This window comes from Escherichia sp. WS568 (genome assembly GCF_046486085.1).
In the GTDB taxonomy this organism is placed as follows: Bacteria; Pseudomonadota; Gammaproteobacteria; order Enterobacterales; family Enterobacteriaceae; genus Escherichia; species Escherichia coli.
In genome coordinates this window covers 1-15,729 of record NZ_JBJQMC010000026.1, presented here as the reverse complement: position 1 = coordinate 15,729, position 15,729 = coordinate 1, and the positions used below count along the sequence as shown (strand labels likewise).

14 protein-coding genes are annotated in these 15,729 nt (G+C 52.9%); 6 read left to right on the top strand and 8 right to left on the bottom strand.

Annotation, left to right across the window (positions count from 1 at the left end; all coding sequences use genetic code 11):
- Positions 1-228 precede the first annotated feature (228 nt).
- Positions 229-1,263, top strand: a complete 1,035-nt coding sequence (waaH, locus tag ACJHWR_RS21655) for a UDP-glucuronate:LPS(HepIII) glycosyltransferase (protein WP_000982118.1) — start codon at positions 229-231, stop codon at positions 1,261-1,263.
- On the opposite strand, the gene ACJHWR_RS21650 is transcribed toward waaH, so the two are convergent.
- From ACJHWR_RS21650 to gpmM, 3 genes are read right to left on the bottom strand one after another with little or no spacing between them, the layout of a single operon-like run.
- Complete coding sequence (locus tag ACJHWR_RS21650) at positions 1,250-2,209, bottom strand: divergent polysaccharide deacetylase family protein (RefSeq protein ID WP_000483834.1); 960 nt, start codon at positions 2,207-2,209, stop codon at positions 1,250-1,252. The two genes, waaH and ACJHWR_RS21650, sit on opposite strands and share 14 nt — an antisense overlap.
- A 3-nt stretch (positions 2,210-2,212) precedes the next feature.
- Positions 2,213-3,472, bottom strand: a complete 1,260-nt coding sequence (envC, locus tag ACJHWR_RS21645) for a murein hydrolase activator EnvC (RefSeq protein ID WP_000196261.1) — start codon at positions 3,470-3,472, stop codon at positions 2,213-2,215.
- A gap of 33 nt (positions 3,473-3,505) precedes the next feature.
- On the bottom strand, positions 3,506-5,050 hold the full coding sequence (gpmM, locus tag ACJHWR_RS21640; RefSeq protein WP_000116566.1) for a 2,3-bisphosphoglycerate-independent phosphoglycerate mutase: 1,545 nt from the start codon (positions 5,048-5,050) through the stop codon (positions 3,506-3,508).
- A 244-nt stretch (positions 5,051-5,294) separates the two neighbouring features.
- Here gpmM and ACJHWR_RS21635 point away from each other — a divergent pair, with 244 nt between their 5' ends.
- From ACJHWR_RS21635 to cysE, 5 genes are all read left to right on the top strand, one after another.
- Positions 5,295-5,726, top strand: a complete 432-nt coding sequence (locus ACJHWR_RS21635; RefSeq protein ID WP_001156181.1) for a rhodanese-like domain-containing protein — start codon at positions 5,295-5,297, stop codon at positions 5,724-5,726.
- Positions 5,727-5,867: 141 nt separating this feature from the next.
- The gene (gene grxC / locus ACJHWR_RS21630) at positions 5,868-6,119 is read left to right on the top strand and encodes a glutaredoxin 3 (RefSeq protein ID WP_000024392.1); all 252 of its coding nucleotides are present in this window, start codon (positions 5,868-5,870) and stop codon (positions 6,117-6,119) included.
- A 62-nt stretch (positions 6,120-6,181) separates the two neighbouring features.
- Positions 6,182-6,649: a protein-export chaperone SecB gene (secB, locus tag ACJHWR_RS21625; protein WP_000003377.1), complete on the top strand. Its 468-nt coding sequence runs from the start codon at positions 6,182-6,184 to the stop codon at positions 6,647-6,649.
- The gene (gene gpsA, locus ACJHWR_RS21620; RefSeq protein WP_001076194.1) at positions 6,649-7,668 is read left to right on the top strand and encodes an NAD(P)H-dependent glycerol-3-phosphate dehydrogenase; all 1,020 of its coding nucleotides are present in this window, start codon (positions 6,649-6,651) and stop codon (positions 7,666-7,668) included. Before secB ends, gpsA begins: the two co-directional genes overlap by 1 nt.
- 79 nt (positions 7,669-7,747) lie before the next feature.
- Positions 7,748-8,569, top strand: a complete 822-nt coding sequence (gene cysE / locus ACJHWR_RS21615; RefSeq protein WP_001277561.1) for a serine O-acetyltransferase — start codon at positions 7,748-7,750, stop codon at positions 8,567-8,569.
- Positions 8,570-8,621: 52 nt separating this feature from the next.
- Here the strand turns inward: cysE and trmL are convergent, their stop codons facing one another.
- The 5 genes from trmL to ACJHWR_RS21590 form a co-directional block, all read right to left on the bottom strand.
- Positions 8,622-9,095 carry a tRNA (uridine(34)/cytosine(34)/5-carboxymethylaminomethyluridine(34)-2'-O)-methyltransferase TrmL gene (gene trmL / locus ACJHWR_RS21610; protein WP_000932347.1) on the bottom strand — a complete coding sequence of 158 codons (474 nt, stop codon included), beginning with the start codon at positions 9,093-9,095 and terminating at the stop codon, positions 8,622-8,624.
- A 47-nt stretch (positions 9,096-9,142) separates the two neighbouring features.
- Entirely contained in the window at positions 9,143-10,333 is a 1,191-nt protein-coding gene (lldD, locus tag ACJHWR_RS21605; RefSeq protein ID WP_000586958.1) for a quinone-dependent L-lactate dehydrogenase, read from the bottom strand.
- Positions 10,330-11,106 (bottom strand): transcriptional regulator LldR, encoded by a 777-nt coding sequence (lldR, locus tag ACJHWR_RS21600; protein ID WP_012311876.1) that lies wholly within the window; start codon positions 11,104-11,106, stop codon positions 10,330-10,332. The genes lldD and lldR overlap by 4 nt, the downstream gene beginning before the upstream one ends.
- Complete coding sequence (gene lldP, locus ACJHWR_RS21595; RefSeq protein ID WP_001297977.1) at positions 11,106-12,761, bottom strand: L-lactate permease; 1,656 nt, start codon at positions 12,759-12,761, stop codon at positions 11,106-11,108. The genes lldR and lldP overlap by 1 nt, the downstream gene beginning before the upstream one ends.
- 297 nt (positions 12,762-13,058) lie before the next feature.
- Positions 13,059-15,729: YadA family autotransporter adhesin (locus ACJHWR_RS21590; RefSeq protein WP_260838358.1), on the bottom strand; the 2,671-nt coding region annotated here is incomplete at its 5' end.

Sequence of the window (15,729 nt, the reverse complement as noted above, 5' to 3'; positions counted from 1 at the left end):
GGCTGGTATTCCAGCCCTTTTGCCTGAGGAAAATCCGTTAAATATGTAAAATCCTGTCAGTGTAATCAAGATATCGTAATTGCGCTGATCTCTTATATAGCTGCTCTCATTATCTCTCTACCCTGAAGTGACTCTCTCACCGGTAAAAATAATATCTCACAGGCTTAATAGTTTCTTAATACAAAGCCTGTAAAACGTCAGGGTAACTTCAGAGATCGTTGGTAATTTATGATGAACAGCACTAATAAACTAAGTGTTATTATCCCGTTATATAATGCGGGCGATGATTTCAGCGCTTGCATGGAATCTTTAATCGCGCAAACCTGGACTGCTCTGGAAATCATTATTATTAACGATGGTTCAACGGATAATTCTGTTGAAATAGCAAAGCATTACGCAGAAAACTATCCGCACGTTCGTTTGTTGCATCAGGCGAATGCTGGCGCATCGGTGGCGCGTAATCGTGGGATCGAGGTGGCGACGGGCAAATATGTCGCTTTTGTCGATGCTGACGATGAGGTGTATCCCACCATGTACGAAACGCTGATGACCATGGCGTTAGAGGACGACCTCGACGTGGCGCAGTGCAACGCTGATTGGTGTTTTCGTGAAACGGGTGAAACCTGGCAATCCATCCCTACCGATCGCCTTCGCTCAACCGGTGTATTAACCGGTCCGGACTGGCTGCGGATGGGGCTTTCTTCCCGCCGTTGGACACACGTGGTCTGGATGGGGGTTTATCGCCGCGATGTTATTGTTAAAAATAACATTAAATTTATTGCCGGATTACATCATCAGGATATTGTCTGGACAACAGAATTTATGTTTAACGCGCTGCGTGCGCGATATACCGAGCAATCATTATATAAATATTATCTGCATAATACGTCAGTGAGTCGGTTGAACAGACAAGGGAACAAAAACCTTAATTATCAACGTCACTATATTAAGATTACCCGCCTGCTGGAGAAATTAAATCGAAATTATGCCGACAAAATTACGATTTATCCGGAATTTCATCAGCAAATAACCTACGAAGCATTGCGTGTTTGCCATGCGGTGCGCAAAGAGCCGGATATTATTACCCGCCAACGGATGATTGCCGAGATATTTACTTCCGGTATGTATAAGCGCCTGATTACCAATGTGCGCAGCGTGAAGGTGGGTTATCAGGCGTTACTGTGGTCTTTCCGCTTATGGCAATGGCGCGACAAAACGCGGTCGCACCATCGCATTACGCGTAGCGCCTTTAATTTGCGCTAGCGTTAAGCTTCGCCGCTTGAGGCTGTTTGCCCCAGCCTTGCCACTGATGCTGGAAGTAAACGATCAGCGTGCTCTGGCTGATGCTTTCGCTTAATACTTCAAAGAAGCGATTAGCATAAACAGGTTCCAGCGGCTTCTTCGGTTTGCACAGCTTCACGCCACGGAATGGATTACGCGGTGTGTCGGGCACAGTGTTTTTCGGCGGTGTAGACGTATCAACCTGCGGTTCATTCAACAAGCTGCTGGCTTTCACCAGCGTAATGTCTGGCGGCAGGTTATAAACCATCTGTTGTAGCACGCGTACCGTTGAAGGGTGAGGATGTCCAATGGCAATGGTTGAACCGTTGCGACGCGCCAGGTCAATTGCGCGATTGAATTGCACACGGATGTCCGCTTCATTTTGCGAATCGTCGAGGAACACCTTCCGTTTGATCACCTTCACGCCAGTGCCTTGCGCGGCGCGCATCGCCTGGGTATTACCGATGGTTACGCTGTCGAGGAAGTAAAGATTGTAACGCTCCAGCGCCTGCATCACTTTCTGCATACCAAACAGGTTAGAGGTCATCTTGCTGCCCATGTGGTTGTTGATCCCCACGGCATAGGGCACGTTATTGACCGCACTACGAATAATGCGCTCAATTTCGTCGCTGCTCATCTCCGGGCGTAGCGTATTTTTCTCCAGCGGCTGTTTACTCAGTGGTGCCATCGGTAGATGAATCAACACTTCGTGACCGCTGTTATGCGCTTTGGTCGCCATCTCTCTGGCGTGCGGTGAATCGGGTAATACAGCGACGGAGATAGCGGAAGGCATCGCCAGCACCTGGTTTTCGTTGTGCGGGCGATACCCAAAATCATCAATGACGATGGCAAGTTTGCCAGCAATTACGGGGGAGGAGAGCGCCAACAGAGCGGCAAATGCAAGAACGTTACGACGAAATGGAAACAAAACTTATCTTCCCAACCACGGCTGTGGATTGACCGCCTGACCCTGGCGGCGAATTTCGAAATAGAGTGAAGGCCGACCCTGACCGCCACTGCTGCCCACCAGTGCAATTGGCTGGCCCGCGCGAACCTGCGAACCAACGCTCACCAGTGCGCTCTGATTATAGCCGTAAAGACTCATGTCGCCTTTACCGTGCTCAACCACCACCACCAGACCGTAGCCTTGCAGCCAGTCAGCCAGAATCACCCGGCCGTCGGCAATCGCTTTAACTTCAGTACCTTCAGAGGCACCAATCACCATCCCTTTCCAGCGTAATTCACCCTGTAGCTGTTCGCCATAGCGATGCAGCGTTGGCCCGCGAACTGGCCAGAATGCCTGACCGCGCGGTGCGCCCAGACCACCGGTACGGGACATCAGCGATTTTTCGCTTTCGGTCGGCTTGTAGGTGGTGCCTTTGCGCGTCGCTTCTTTCTGGCGGTCGCGAACCGCCTGGGCTTCGCGCGCTTCACGTTCAGCACGCGCTTTCGCCGCAGCTTCCGCACGGGCAATGCTGTTACGCAGGCGGGATTCGTTGGCGCGCAGCTCGCTCAACTGTTGCTGACCTTGCTGGATGGAAGACTCCAGCCCTGCCAGCGTCTTTTTACGCTCGCTCAACGCCTGGGTCAGCTTCGCCTGTTGGGCGCGCTGCTCATATAAAAGCGTTTGTTGCTCGCTCTGTTTCTCTTCCAGTTCGGCACGCTGCATAGCGACTTCTTCACGCGTTTGTTTCAACTGAGCAATGGTTTCTTGTCGCGCCTGGTTGAGATAGCCGAAATAAGCCTGTAACCGCTGCCCACGCTGGCTTTCTTCACCGCTGAGAATCAGCTGAATACCGGTATGTTCACCCTGACGAAACGCGGCATCCAGTTGCGCGGCGAGGCTGCGCTCCTGGGCGGCTTTTTGCTGCTCCAGTTTGGCAATCGACGCGTTCATCTCATCAATCTGTTTATTCAGTTGATTAAGCGTGTTTTGCGTTTCGCGCAGTTTACGGGTGGCTTCAGAGATCGCTTCTTCCTGCTTTTTCAATTGTGCGAGCAGGCTTGCGCGTTGTTGTTGCTTTTGGCGTACCGCGCGCTCTTTCGCGGCGATGTCAGCCTGAATGGATTTGAGTTGGTCACGCTCATCCGCGTGGGCGGAAAAGGCGCACAACAATACGCCAGCGCTCAGAACGCTGGCGTAGATGATGGGCCTGATTGCAAACCTGCGCGGTTTCACGGCCCGTGTCATGGTATTAATCGCCTTTCCCCTCATGGGGAGGGATTATTCCACGATGAACAGCGGCTTACCAGTCATCTCTTGCGGGATTTCCATACCCATCAGCGACAACATGGTCGGCGCGATGTCAGAAAGTTTGCCGCCTTCAACCGCTTTCACGTTCTTATCACCAACGTAAATCAGCGGAACTGGCAGGTTGGTGTGTGCTGTGTGCGCCTGACCCGTTGCCGGATCGCGCATCTGTTCAGCGTTACCGTGGTCAGCGGTGATCAGCAGTTGTCCACCCACGGACTCAACCGCTTTCGCGACTTCTTCCACGCAGTGATCCAGCGCTTCAACCGCTTTAACCGCCGCTTCCATCACCCCGGTGTGACCTACCATGTCGCCGTTCGGATAGTTACAGATAATGGTGTCGTATTTGCCGCTCTTGATTGCCGCAACCAGTTTTTCGGTCAGCTCTGCGGAGCTCATTTCCGGTTGCAGATCGTAGGTAGCCACTTTCGGTGAGTTGATCAGAATGCGATCTTCGCCTTTGAACGACTCTTCTACGCCACCGTTGAAGAAGAAAGTAACGTGGGCATATTTTTCGGTTTCGGAAATACGCAGCTGAGTTTTGTCGTTTTTCGCCATCCACTCGCCGAAGGTGTTAACCAGGGAAGCGGGTGGGTAAGCAACCGCAGTTTTGATGTCGGCAGCGTATTCGGTCAGCATCACGAAATCGACGTTAACCACTTTCTTACGCGCGAAGCCGTCAAAATCGGCATTTACGAATGCACGAGTGATTTCACGCGCGCGGTCAGCACGGAAGTTCATGAAAATCAGCGCATCGCCGTCTTCCATTGCCGCATCTGGCTGACCTTCTGCACGAATAACGGTCGCTTTCACGAACTCGTCGTTTTCGTCGCGAGCATAAGCAGCCTGCAAACCGGCAACGGCGGTATCGGCCTGGAACTCACCTTGTGCCAGAGTCAGCAGGTCATAAGCTTTTTCAACGCGATCCCAACGGTTATCGCGGTCCATCGCGTAGTAACGACCAATGATGGACGCTACGCGGCCTTTACCCAGCGCGGCAAATTTCTCTTCGAATTTTTTCAGCGAGGATTCAGCACTGCGCGGCGGAGTGTCGCGACCGTCAAGGAATGCGTGCAGGTAGATTTTTTCTGCGCCGCGTTCAGCGGCCAGTTCTACCATCGCCATGATGTGATCTTCGTGGCTGTGTACGCCGCCTGCGGAGAGCAGACCCATAATGTGTACTGCTTTACCTGCGTTTTTCGCTTTATCTACCGCGCCAGTCAGCACTGGATTAGCAAAGAAAGCGCGATCTTTGATTTCAACGTCCAGACGAGTCAGGTCCTGATACACGATGCGGCCGGCACCCAGGTTAACGTGACCTACTTCGGAGTTACCCATCTGACGGTCAGGCAGACCGACTTCCAGACCGGAAGCGTCGATCAGGGTATGCGGACGATTGGCCCACAGTGCATCCATTACCGGGGTTTTAGCACTAAAAATGGCGTTATCCTGCTGTTCTTCGCGATAGCCATAGCCATCCAGAATCACCAGTACCATAGGTTTTTTAGAAACCGACATTGCGACAACCTCATACTCAAGAGTCAAAATTTGCGTAATTTTACTACAGCTGAATCGATAAAATAGCCTCTGAAGATCAAAATATACGACCGCTCGCGGCAAGCCGATGCCAGATTTGCGCTTTTTTTTCGTCGCGCCCCGCAAAATTGCATTCCAGTTAACGCGCTGGCTGTATTTGCCGCACTGCGCAGGTATACTCCTTTCCTGGTTTTTTTAATCACTACGTCGGGAGTTGTTACCCCCCATGCAAGAAATTATGCAATTTGTTGGCCGTCATCCCATACTGAGTATCGCCTGGATCGCGTTACTGGTGGCGGTTCTTGTGACTACGTTTAAGAGCCTGACCTCGAAAGTGAAGGTGATTACTCGTGGTGAAGCTACGCGTCTGATCAACAAAGAAGACGCTGTGGTTGTGGATTTACGTCAGCGTGATGACTTCCGTAAAGGCCATATCGCAGGTTCTATCAACCTGTTGCCGAGCGAAATCAAAGCCAACAATGTTGGTGAGCTTGAGAAGCACAAAGACAAACCGGTTATCGTGGTAGATGGTTCTGGCATGCAGTGCCAGGAGCCTGCAAACGCGCTGACGAAAGCTGGTTTTGCGCAAGTATTCGTGCTGAAAGAGGGCGTTGCTGGCTGGGCTGGCGAAAACTTACCTCTGGTGCGCGGCAAATAATTTACCTGTCGTCTTTCATGATGCAGGCCGTTAGCTGCAATTAGGCCCCCAGCGACTTATTGTTATAAGCTTCTGGGGACACTCCATTTTGCAGCCGCCCTGCAACAAGAAATTTCAGGGTAAAAAAACAGGAGCTAAGTTATGGCCAATGTTGAAATCTATACCAAAGAAACCTGCCCGTATTGCCATCGTGCGAAAGCACTGCTGAGCAGCAAGGGCGTGAGTTTTCAGGAGTTGCCGATCGATGGCAACGCCGCTAAGCGTGAAGAGATGATCAAACGCAGTGGTCGCACCACGGTTCCACAGATTTTTATTGACGCACAGCACATTGGTGGCTGTGATGACTTGTATGCATTGGATGCACGTGGTGGACTGGATCCCCTGCTGAAATAACGTGTGAACGTTGGCATTACATTGCGCAGTATTTAAGGACAACACTTAAGGGTTTTCTACACATGTCAGAACAAAACAACACCGAAATGACTTTCCAGATCCAACGTATTTATACCAAGGATATTTCTTTCGAAGCGCCGAACGCGCCGCACGTTTTCCAGAAAGATTGGCAGCCAGAAGTTAAACTTGATCTGGATACGGCATCTTCTCAACTGGCAGATGACGTTTACGAAGTGGTACTGCGTGTTACCGTAACGGCCTCCCTGGGCGAAGAAACCGCGTTCCTGTGTGAAGTTCAGCAGGGCGGTATTTTCTCCATTGCGGGTATCGAGGGCACCCAGATGGCACATTGCCTGGGTGCATACTGCCCGAACATTCTGTTCCCGTATGCTCGTGAGTGCATCACCAGCATGGTATCCCGCGGTACATTCCCGCAACTGAACCTTGCGCCGGTTAACTTCGATGCGCTGTTCATGAACTATTTGCAGCAGCAGGCTGGCGAAGGTACTGAAGAACATCAGGATGCCTGATGAACCAACGTAATGCTTCAATGACTGTGATCGGTGCCGGCTCGTACGGCACCGCTCTTGCCATCACCCTGGCAAGAAATGGCCACGAGGTTGTCCTCTGGGGCCATGACCCTGAACATATCGCAACGCTTGAACGCGACCGCTGTAACGCCGCGTTTCTCCCCGATGTGCCTTTTCCCGATACGCTCCATCTTGAAAGCGATCTCGCCACTGCGCTGGCAGCCAGCCGTAATATTCTCGTTGTCGTACCCAGCCATGTCTTTGGTGAAGTGCTGCGCCAGATTAAACCGCTGATGCGTCCTGATGCGCGTCTGGTGTGGGCGACCAAAGGGCTGGAAGCAGAAACCGGACGTCTGTTACAGGACGTGGCGCGTGAGGCCTTAGGCGATCAAATTCCGTTGGCGGTTATCTCTGGCCCAACGTTTGCGAAAGAACTGGCGGCAGGTTTACCGACGGCCATTTCGCTGGCCTCGACGGACCAGACCTTTGCCGATGACCTCCAGCAATTGCTGCACTGTGGCAAAAGTTTCCGCGTTTACAGCAATCCGGATTTCATTGGCGTGCAGCTTGGCGGCGCGGTGAAAAACGTCATTGCCATTGGCGCGGGGATGTCCGACGGTATCGGTTTTGGTGCGAATGCGCGTACGGCGCTGATCACCCGTGGACTGGCTGAAATGTCGCGTCTTGGCGCGGCGCTGGGTGCCGATCCTGCCACCTTTATGGGCATGGCGGGGCTGGGCGATCTGGTGCTTACCTGTACCGACAACCAGTCGCGTAACCGCCGTTTTGGCATGATGCTCGGTCAGGGCATGGATGTACAAAGCGCGCAGGAGAAAATTGGTCAGGTGGTGGAAGGCTACCGCAATACGAAAGAAGTCCGCGAACTGGCGCATCGCTTCGGCGTTGAAATGCCAATAACCGAGGAAATTTATCAAGTATTATATTGCGGAAAAAACGCGCGCGAGGCAGCATTGACTTTACTAGGTCGTGCACGCAAGGACGAGCGCAGCAGCCACTAAACCCAGGGAACCTTTGTTACCACTATGACCCGGCCCGCGCAGAACGGGTCGGTCATTATCTTATCGTGTGGAGTAAGCAATGTCGTGTGAAGAACTGGAAATTGTCTGGAACAATATTAAAGCTGAAGCCAGAACGCTGGCGGACTGTGAGCCAATGCTGGCCAGTTTTTACCACGCGACGCTACTCAAGCACGAAAACCTTGGCAGTGCACTGAGCTACATGCTGGCGAACAAGCTGTCATCGCCCATTATGCCGGCTATTGCTATCCGTGAAGTGGTGGAAGAAGCCTACGCCGCCGACCCGGAAATGATCGCCTCTGCGGCCTGTGATATTCAGGCGGTGCGTACCCGTGACCCGGCGGTGGATAAATACTCAACCCCGTTGCTATACCTGAAGGGTTTTCATGCTTTGCAGGCGTATCGCATCGGCCACTGGTTGTGGAATCAGGGCCGCCGCGCACTGGCAATCTTTCTGCAAAACCAGGTTTCTGTGACGTTCCAGGTTGATATTCACCCGGCAGCAAAAATTGGTCGCGGTATCATGCTTGACCACGCCACGGGCATCGTTGTGGGTGAAACGGCGGTGATTGAAAACGACGTGTCGATTCTGCAATCTGTGACGCTTGGCGGTACGGGTAAATCTGGTGGCGACCGTCATCCGAAAATTCGTGAAGGTGTGATGATTGGCGCGGGCGCGAAAATTCTCGGCAATATTGAAGTTGGGCGCGGCGCGAAGATTGGCGCAGGTTCCGTGGTGCTGCAACCGGTGCCGCCGCATACCACCGCCGCTGGCGTTCCGGCACGCATTGTCGGCAAGCCGGATAGCGATAAACCGTCAATGGATATGGATCAGCATTTCAACGGTATTAACCATACGTTTGAATATGGGGATGGGATCTGACGTCCTGTGATCGTGCCGGATGCGATGTAATCATCTATCCGGCCTACAGTAACTAATCTCTCAACACCGCTCCCGGATACCCCAACTGCCGCCAGGCTTCATACACCACGACCGACACCGCATTGGACAGATTCATGCTGCGGCTGTCCGGCACCATTGGAATACGAATTTTTTGTTCAGCGGGCAGGGCATCAAGAATGCTCGCTGGCAGGCCGCGTGTTTCCGGGCCGAACATCAGATAATCGCCATCCTGATAGCTTACGGCGCTGTGAGCAGGCGTACCTTTCGTGGTGAGGGCAAACAGGCGCTGGGGATTTTCTGCTTCGAGGAACGCGCGATAGTCATGATGACGCGTAACGGCGGTAAACTCGTGATAGTCCAGCCCCGCGCGGCGCAGGCGCTTATCGTCCCAGGCAAATCCCATCGGTTCGATGATATGCAGACGAAAGCCGGTATTAGCGCAAAGACGGATGATGTTGCCAGTATTTGGCGGAATTTCTGGTTCGTAAAGTACGATGTTTAGCATACTGCCCCCTTAGTGCGGGGGCAGGATAGCAGATATTCATCTAACCCTTAAGCTGCATTCCCTTTCGCCATTGGAGCCAGCGCCGCCGCCGGCGCTTTACTCAGCTCTTGCACCAGCGAATCTTGCGTAATTTCGCTAATCGATTTCGCGCCAGTCAGCGTCATCGCCACTTTCATCTCTTTTTCGATCAGATTTAGCAGGTTAGCTACACCCGCCTGGCCCGCTGTTGCCAGCGCATACAGGAAAGCACGACCCAGCAGTACGGTGTCGGCACCGAGCGCAATCATACGCACGACATCAAGCCCGTTACGTATTCCGCTATCCGCCAGAATGGCAATATCACCTTTCACCGCATCCGCAATAGCGGGCAATGCACGAGCGGAAGAGAGTACACCGTCCAGCTGGCGGCCACCGTGGTTAGAAACCACAATCCCATCAGCACCAAAACGTACTGCATCGCGCGCATCTTCCGGATCGAGGATCCCTTTGATCACCATCGGGCCATCCCAGAAATCGCGGATCCACTCAAGGTCTTTCCATGAGATGGACGGATCGAAGTTATTCCCCAGCCAGCCGATGTAATCTTCCAGTCCGGTCGGTTTGCCGAGGTAAGCCGAGATATTACCTAAATCATGCGGACGACCGTTCAGGCCCACATCCCACGCCCATTGCGGATGCGTCACCGCCTGCAAGTAGCGGCGCATTGCCGCATTTGGGCCGCTCATCCCAGAATGCGCATCACGGTAACGTGCGCCCGGTGTCGGCATATCCACGGTGAAAACCAGTGTCGAACAACCCGCTGCTTTTGCTCGCTCCAGTGCGTTACGCATAAAGCCGCGATCGCGCAGCACATAAAGCTGGAACCACATCGGACGTTTGATAGCCGGAGCCACTTCTTCAATCGGGCAAACGGAAACCGTCGAGAGAGTAAACGGAATGCCATGCGCATCCGCTGCTTTGGCAGCCTGAACTTCGCCGCGTCGCGCATACATGCCACACAAACCCACCGGAGCCAGCGCCACCGGCATCGACAATTTCTCATTAAACAGCGTCGTTTCCAGGCTTAAGTCAGACATGTTTTTCAGAATACGCTGGCGCAGCGCCACTTCTGACAAATCTTCCACGTTGCGGCGCAGCGTGTATTCAGAATATGCACCCCCATCCATATAGTGGAACAGGAACGGCGGCAGAATGCGTTGTGCTGCGGCGCGATAATCGCTGGCTGCGGAAATAATCATGCGTTTTTCTCCCTCGAATGCTCATTATGGTCACCAGGCAGGCGGGTAATGCGTGCATGGCGAGCTTGATCTTCATCGAATCGTTTCATGGTGGTGTGAACAAAGCTAAGGTGCGCCATCATTGCTTTACGCGCCCCGTCAGCATCACCGGCAAAAATGGCGTCAATGACTGCCTGATGTTGTTCGGTCAGCTGTGAAAAAACCGGGGGTACCAGATACATCCGCTGGCGGCTATGCTTCACGGAGGATTGCAGGACATCGAAGAAACCGCGCATGGTTTGCAGCAGCACGATGTTATGCGAGGCTTCGGCAATCGCCAGATGAAAACGAACGTCCGCTTGCGAAGCGAGGTCCGGGTCTTCGCTGAGCGTTGCTTCAAAACAAAGCTGAATCTTTTCTTTGTCGCCAGGTGTGGCGCGCATTGCCGCATGCCACGCGGTGCTGGCTTCAATGGCGTAGCGGGCTTCCAGAATATCGAAACTGTAATCCGGATCATCGGCCATCAGCGTTTTCAGCGGCTGGACGATGTTTTGCTCCGACCATGTGTCATGACGCCAGCGAATAAACGTCCCGCCGCCACGTCGACTGAGCAGCACACCTTCGCTTACCAGTTTCGCCAGCGCCTCGCGCAGTGAATTTCTCGACACGCCGAGTTGCATCGCCAGTTGACGTTCAGCGGGCAACTTCATGCCCGCTTCCAGGTTTTTTTCATCAATCAGCGCCCGCACACGATCGGCAACCTCGTCTGACAGGCGTCTGGGTAAAACAATCATTAAGGAATCATCCACGTTAAGACATAGGCCTGAAGCGTGGTGATCACGCCCACCATACAGGTGAAGATCAGGCTGTGTTTGACAGTAAAGCGGAACAAATCAGACTCTTTGCCCACCAGGCCTACCGCCGCACAGGCGATAGCGATAGATTGCGGGGAGATCATCTTACCGGTGACGCCACCGGTGGTATTGGCGGCAACCAACAACAGGTCAGAAACGCCAATTTGTTGTGCGGCGGTAGCCTGCAAAGCGGCAAACAAAGCATTAGATGACGTATCCGACCCGGTCAGGAATACCCCAAGCCAGCCGAGGAACGGCGAGAAGAAGGTGAATGCATGACCGGTGTGCGCCAGTGCCAGCGCCAGTGTTGATGACAAACCGGAATAGTTCGAGATAAAGGCGAATGCCAGCACCATACCGATGGAGTAGATGGGCAGAGCCAGTTCTTTCAGCGTGCTGCCGAAGGTGCTGATAGCGTCAGATGGTTTCATCTTCAGCCAGACAATCGAGAGCAGGGCAGCAAACAGAATGGCGGTACCGGTGGCAGAGAACCAGTCAAACTTAAACACGGCGGCATACGCTGTCGCTTCGCTGACCACTGGCGGCATACGGGCAACCAGTTTATCGAGGTACGGCACCGGAATGTTGATCACCCACTCATACAGCGCACCGCCTGAAGCGAACAGGGCTTTAAACGGCGGGATACTCCACAGCGTTACGGTGGCGGTCAGGAACAGGAACGGTGTCCAGGCGCGCAGCACCTGACCTGCCGTGTAACCTGTGTGAGCCAGCGTCATATCAACCTGTGACGCCCCTAAGTCACCGAAGCGGAATACGCGCACTGGTTGCCAGCGTTTGAGGAACAGCGTCAGGCAGAGCAGTGATACCAGCGAAGAGATAATGTCTGGCAGTTCCGGCCCAATGAAGTTAGAGCTGAGGTATTGAGCAATGGCAAACGAACCACCTGCAACCACGACCGCAGGCCACGTCTCTTTGATACCGCGCCAACCGTCCATAATCGCCATGATCCAGAACAGCACGATAATGGTCATAAACGGCAGCTGACGCCCCACCATCTGACCAATCTCAAAGCTGTCGATGCCTGTTACCTGCCCGGCGACCAGAATCGGAATACCCATCGCGCCAAATGCCACTGGTGCGGTGTTAACAATCAGGCACAGTCCGGCGGCGTAGAGTGGTTTAAAGCCCAGACCGACCAGCAATGCGGCGGTAATTGCTACCGGTGCGCCAAAGCCTGCGGCTCCTTCAAGGAAAGCGCCGAAACAGAAACCGACAATCAGCATTTGCAGGCGCTGGTCAGGGGTTATCGAAAGAATAGACGAGCGGATGATGTCAAACTGCCCGGTTTTCACCGAGATCTTATAGACGAACACCGCTGCAATAATGATCCACGCGATGGGCCACAACCCGTAGAAGAAGCCATAAACCACCGAGGCCAGCGCGTTAGCGACCGGCATTTTATAGAACAGCAAAGCCACGGCAAGGGCGATTGCCACCGTCCATGAGGCGGCGACGTATCCTTTCAGTTTGAGCTTAATCAGCGCAAAGAAGAAAAACAGGATGGGAAGCGATGCTATCAGGCTGGAAAGCCAGATATTCCCGGCGGGATCGTAGTTTTGTTGCCAGAGATTCATTGCAGGTCTCCTGCAGTCCACACACGCCGTGTAATGAGTCTGTTGCTCATCTCCTTGTCACACGTTGTGTAAAAGTGGCACTGCCAATTGTGTTGTGTAGGGATAATGACAATGGATAGTTAACTAAATGTTATGCATTAGCAACATTGATGTGAGTTTTAATTGGGAAATTGTGAACCAGAGGTCAGATAAGCGAAGAATTGGTAGGGCCAATTCTTGGTGGAGGGAGATGTCTGGTAAAGAAAAGGGCAATCCTCATCAGAGAATTGCCCTTAGTCACACTAAGTTAATGGATCATTACCACTGAATACCGGCACCGAGTGCGGCGGAGTATTCACCCTGGCTATTGGTACTACCTTGTAATTTGTAGACCCAACGACCATTGGCGCTCACCATCGACACACCTAAAGCAACAGCCGATTCACCGTTGTAAGTACCACCACCAATAGAGGCCATGCTGGCTCCCGGCGTGTAAGCCTGCGGCAGACCGGTCATTGCCATTGCGGAAGCGATACCACCGCTCAACTTGCTTTCGGTTTTGGACAGTTTGTTATCCATCTCAACCATGCGCTGATCGGTGTATTGCTTCGTTTCCTGCACACTTTGCTTCAGCTGCGCATAGTTCACCGCGTCGTTGTTGTTCACGCCAGCAGAAACGTTGCTGATGCGAGTCGTACCGCCATTTCCGCCACCGAGAGTGATGTTGCTGTAGTCGATAGAGCCATCAGCTTTGGTGTCGTAGCGAACGCCGCCTGCTTCAGAAGACTTCAGTTGTGAAACGTTAACCGCATCGGTGGCATTAACACCGGCAGCAACGTTGGTGATACGGCGCTGGTTGGTAGAAGAACCCACAGAGATGGTGTTTTCTTCGTTGGCCACGGAACCGGTACCCAGCGCGACGCTGTTGTCAGCGGCAGCAATGGAACCAGAACCAATTGCAACACTGTCTTTACCCTGCGCGTTGGCATCTACGCCATCGGTGTTGGTCTTGAAGTATTTGGTGCTACCGGTGGTTACGATATCGCCAATGCCGTTTTCGATATTGGTCACGCGAGTATCCAGATTCGTCACCTGATTGTTCAGGTTAGTAATGCTCTGGGTATTCTGGGAAACCTGCGCGTCCGTTACTTTCAACTGACCCACGTTAACCGCATCGGTATCCGCTGAACCAGCCGCGACGTTGGTGATCTGACGTTGACCGTCTTCACTGCCGACAGAGAACTCACCCACAGAGTTCTGTGGTGCGTCCATGTTGTAGGCGCTGTAGTTGGTCTGCGCACCACGGGTAGTCTGAGAACCATTCCCCATTGCAATGCTGTTTGCATGGTTTGCACTTGCGTTGCTACCGATAGCAATACCATTGATCGCATCAGCCAGAACTAAAGTGTTCAGGCCGATACCAATACCCGCATTACCATTAACGATGGTTTTTGCGCCCATTGCCAGCGAGTCTTCACCGACTGCCAGTGAGTCTTCTGCCGTTGAGTTGGCGTGATAGTACTTGGTTGGCGTAGTGGCGACCGCGCCAATAGCGTTTTGCAACTGGCGAACCGTAACGGCGTCATGGGCTTCGGAACCATCGGCTACGTTGATGATTTGACGATATTTACCATCGTCACCGATCGACAATGCGCCAAGCAGTTCACCATCAGTTGTGTCATAACCAATCACAACACCTTCTTCCGACACGCTGGTGTCACGAGAACCTTTAACTATTAAACGGCTGGAAACGGAACTGCTACCCAGGGCGATACCCGTCTCAACTTCGCTGCGGCTGTCCTGACCAATGGCTACGCTGCTGGCTTTGGAAGCAACAGAGTTATAACCCACTGCTGTAGCGCCAACACCCTGTGCGCTGGCATCGGTGAAGGTTAAACCGGTGTCATTGGTACGCACATAGTTAATACCTGCACCATTTTCTTCGATGTAGGTTTCACTGGTGTTACCAGCAAGCTGATTAATGACTTCGCTGTTCTGCTGGATCAGCATATTGGTGTTAAACAGCTGAGAACCGTTGATAGCATCGGTGCTGCCTTCCCCGATATTACCATCAGCGACATTAGTGATGATGCTGGCTTTGCCATCATGACTGGCGTTGTAAGCCCCTTCGCCGTTATTGGCTGTCGCATCCCACAGCAACGCGTTCTCATCAAGCGCATCCAGAGCTTCACCGACGTTGTTGTAATCGGTATTTGCAATGGTGTAAGTCGGCGCAGTGATAGTGCCGTCAGCGTTGACTTCTGCGTTACCGCCCAGCGCATCAGCGATGTACTTATTGGTGGTATAGAGTTGTGAGCCGTTAATCGCGTCGCTGCTGGTGGCAGAGATTGCACCATTTGCGACGTTAGTAATCTTACTGGCGGTGTTATCTACCCCGCGACCGGCGCTGAATGCACCAGCACCGTCATTGGCTGTCGCATCCCAGAGCAGGGCATCACCGAGAGAATCACTAAATGAAGTGTTAATTGCGGCCAGAGCATCCCCGACGTTAGTGTAGTCAGTGCCGCCAATACTATAGGTTGGCCCGGTTAATACACCTGTATCGCTAATATCAGCACCACCACCCAGATAGGACGTGAATGAATCAGCCAAACCATATAGTTGTGAGCCATTTATGGCGTCAGTGCTGTCAGAGGAGACTATGCCAGCTTGTACGTTGCTGATTTTGTTGGTGGCGTTAGTACCGTGTGCAGCGGTGAATGCGCCTGCGGCGTCGTCCCATTTCAGGGCGTCTTCACCGAGATTATTCACCGTATCAGTCAGGTTAGTGATATTGGTGGTGTTAGTGGCGATATTGGTGGTGTTGGTCGCCACGTTATCGTTGGTGGTTTTCAGCTGGGAGCCGTTAACCGCGTCAGTGCTGCCAGCAGTCAGGTCGCCAGCGGTGACGTTGGTGATTTTGCTGGTGGCATCGGTGCCGTGCGCGGCGCTGAATGCGCCAGCCGCTTTGTTCCACAGCAGGGAATCA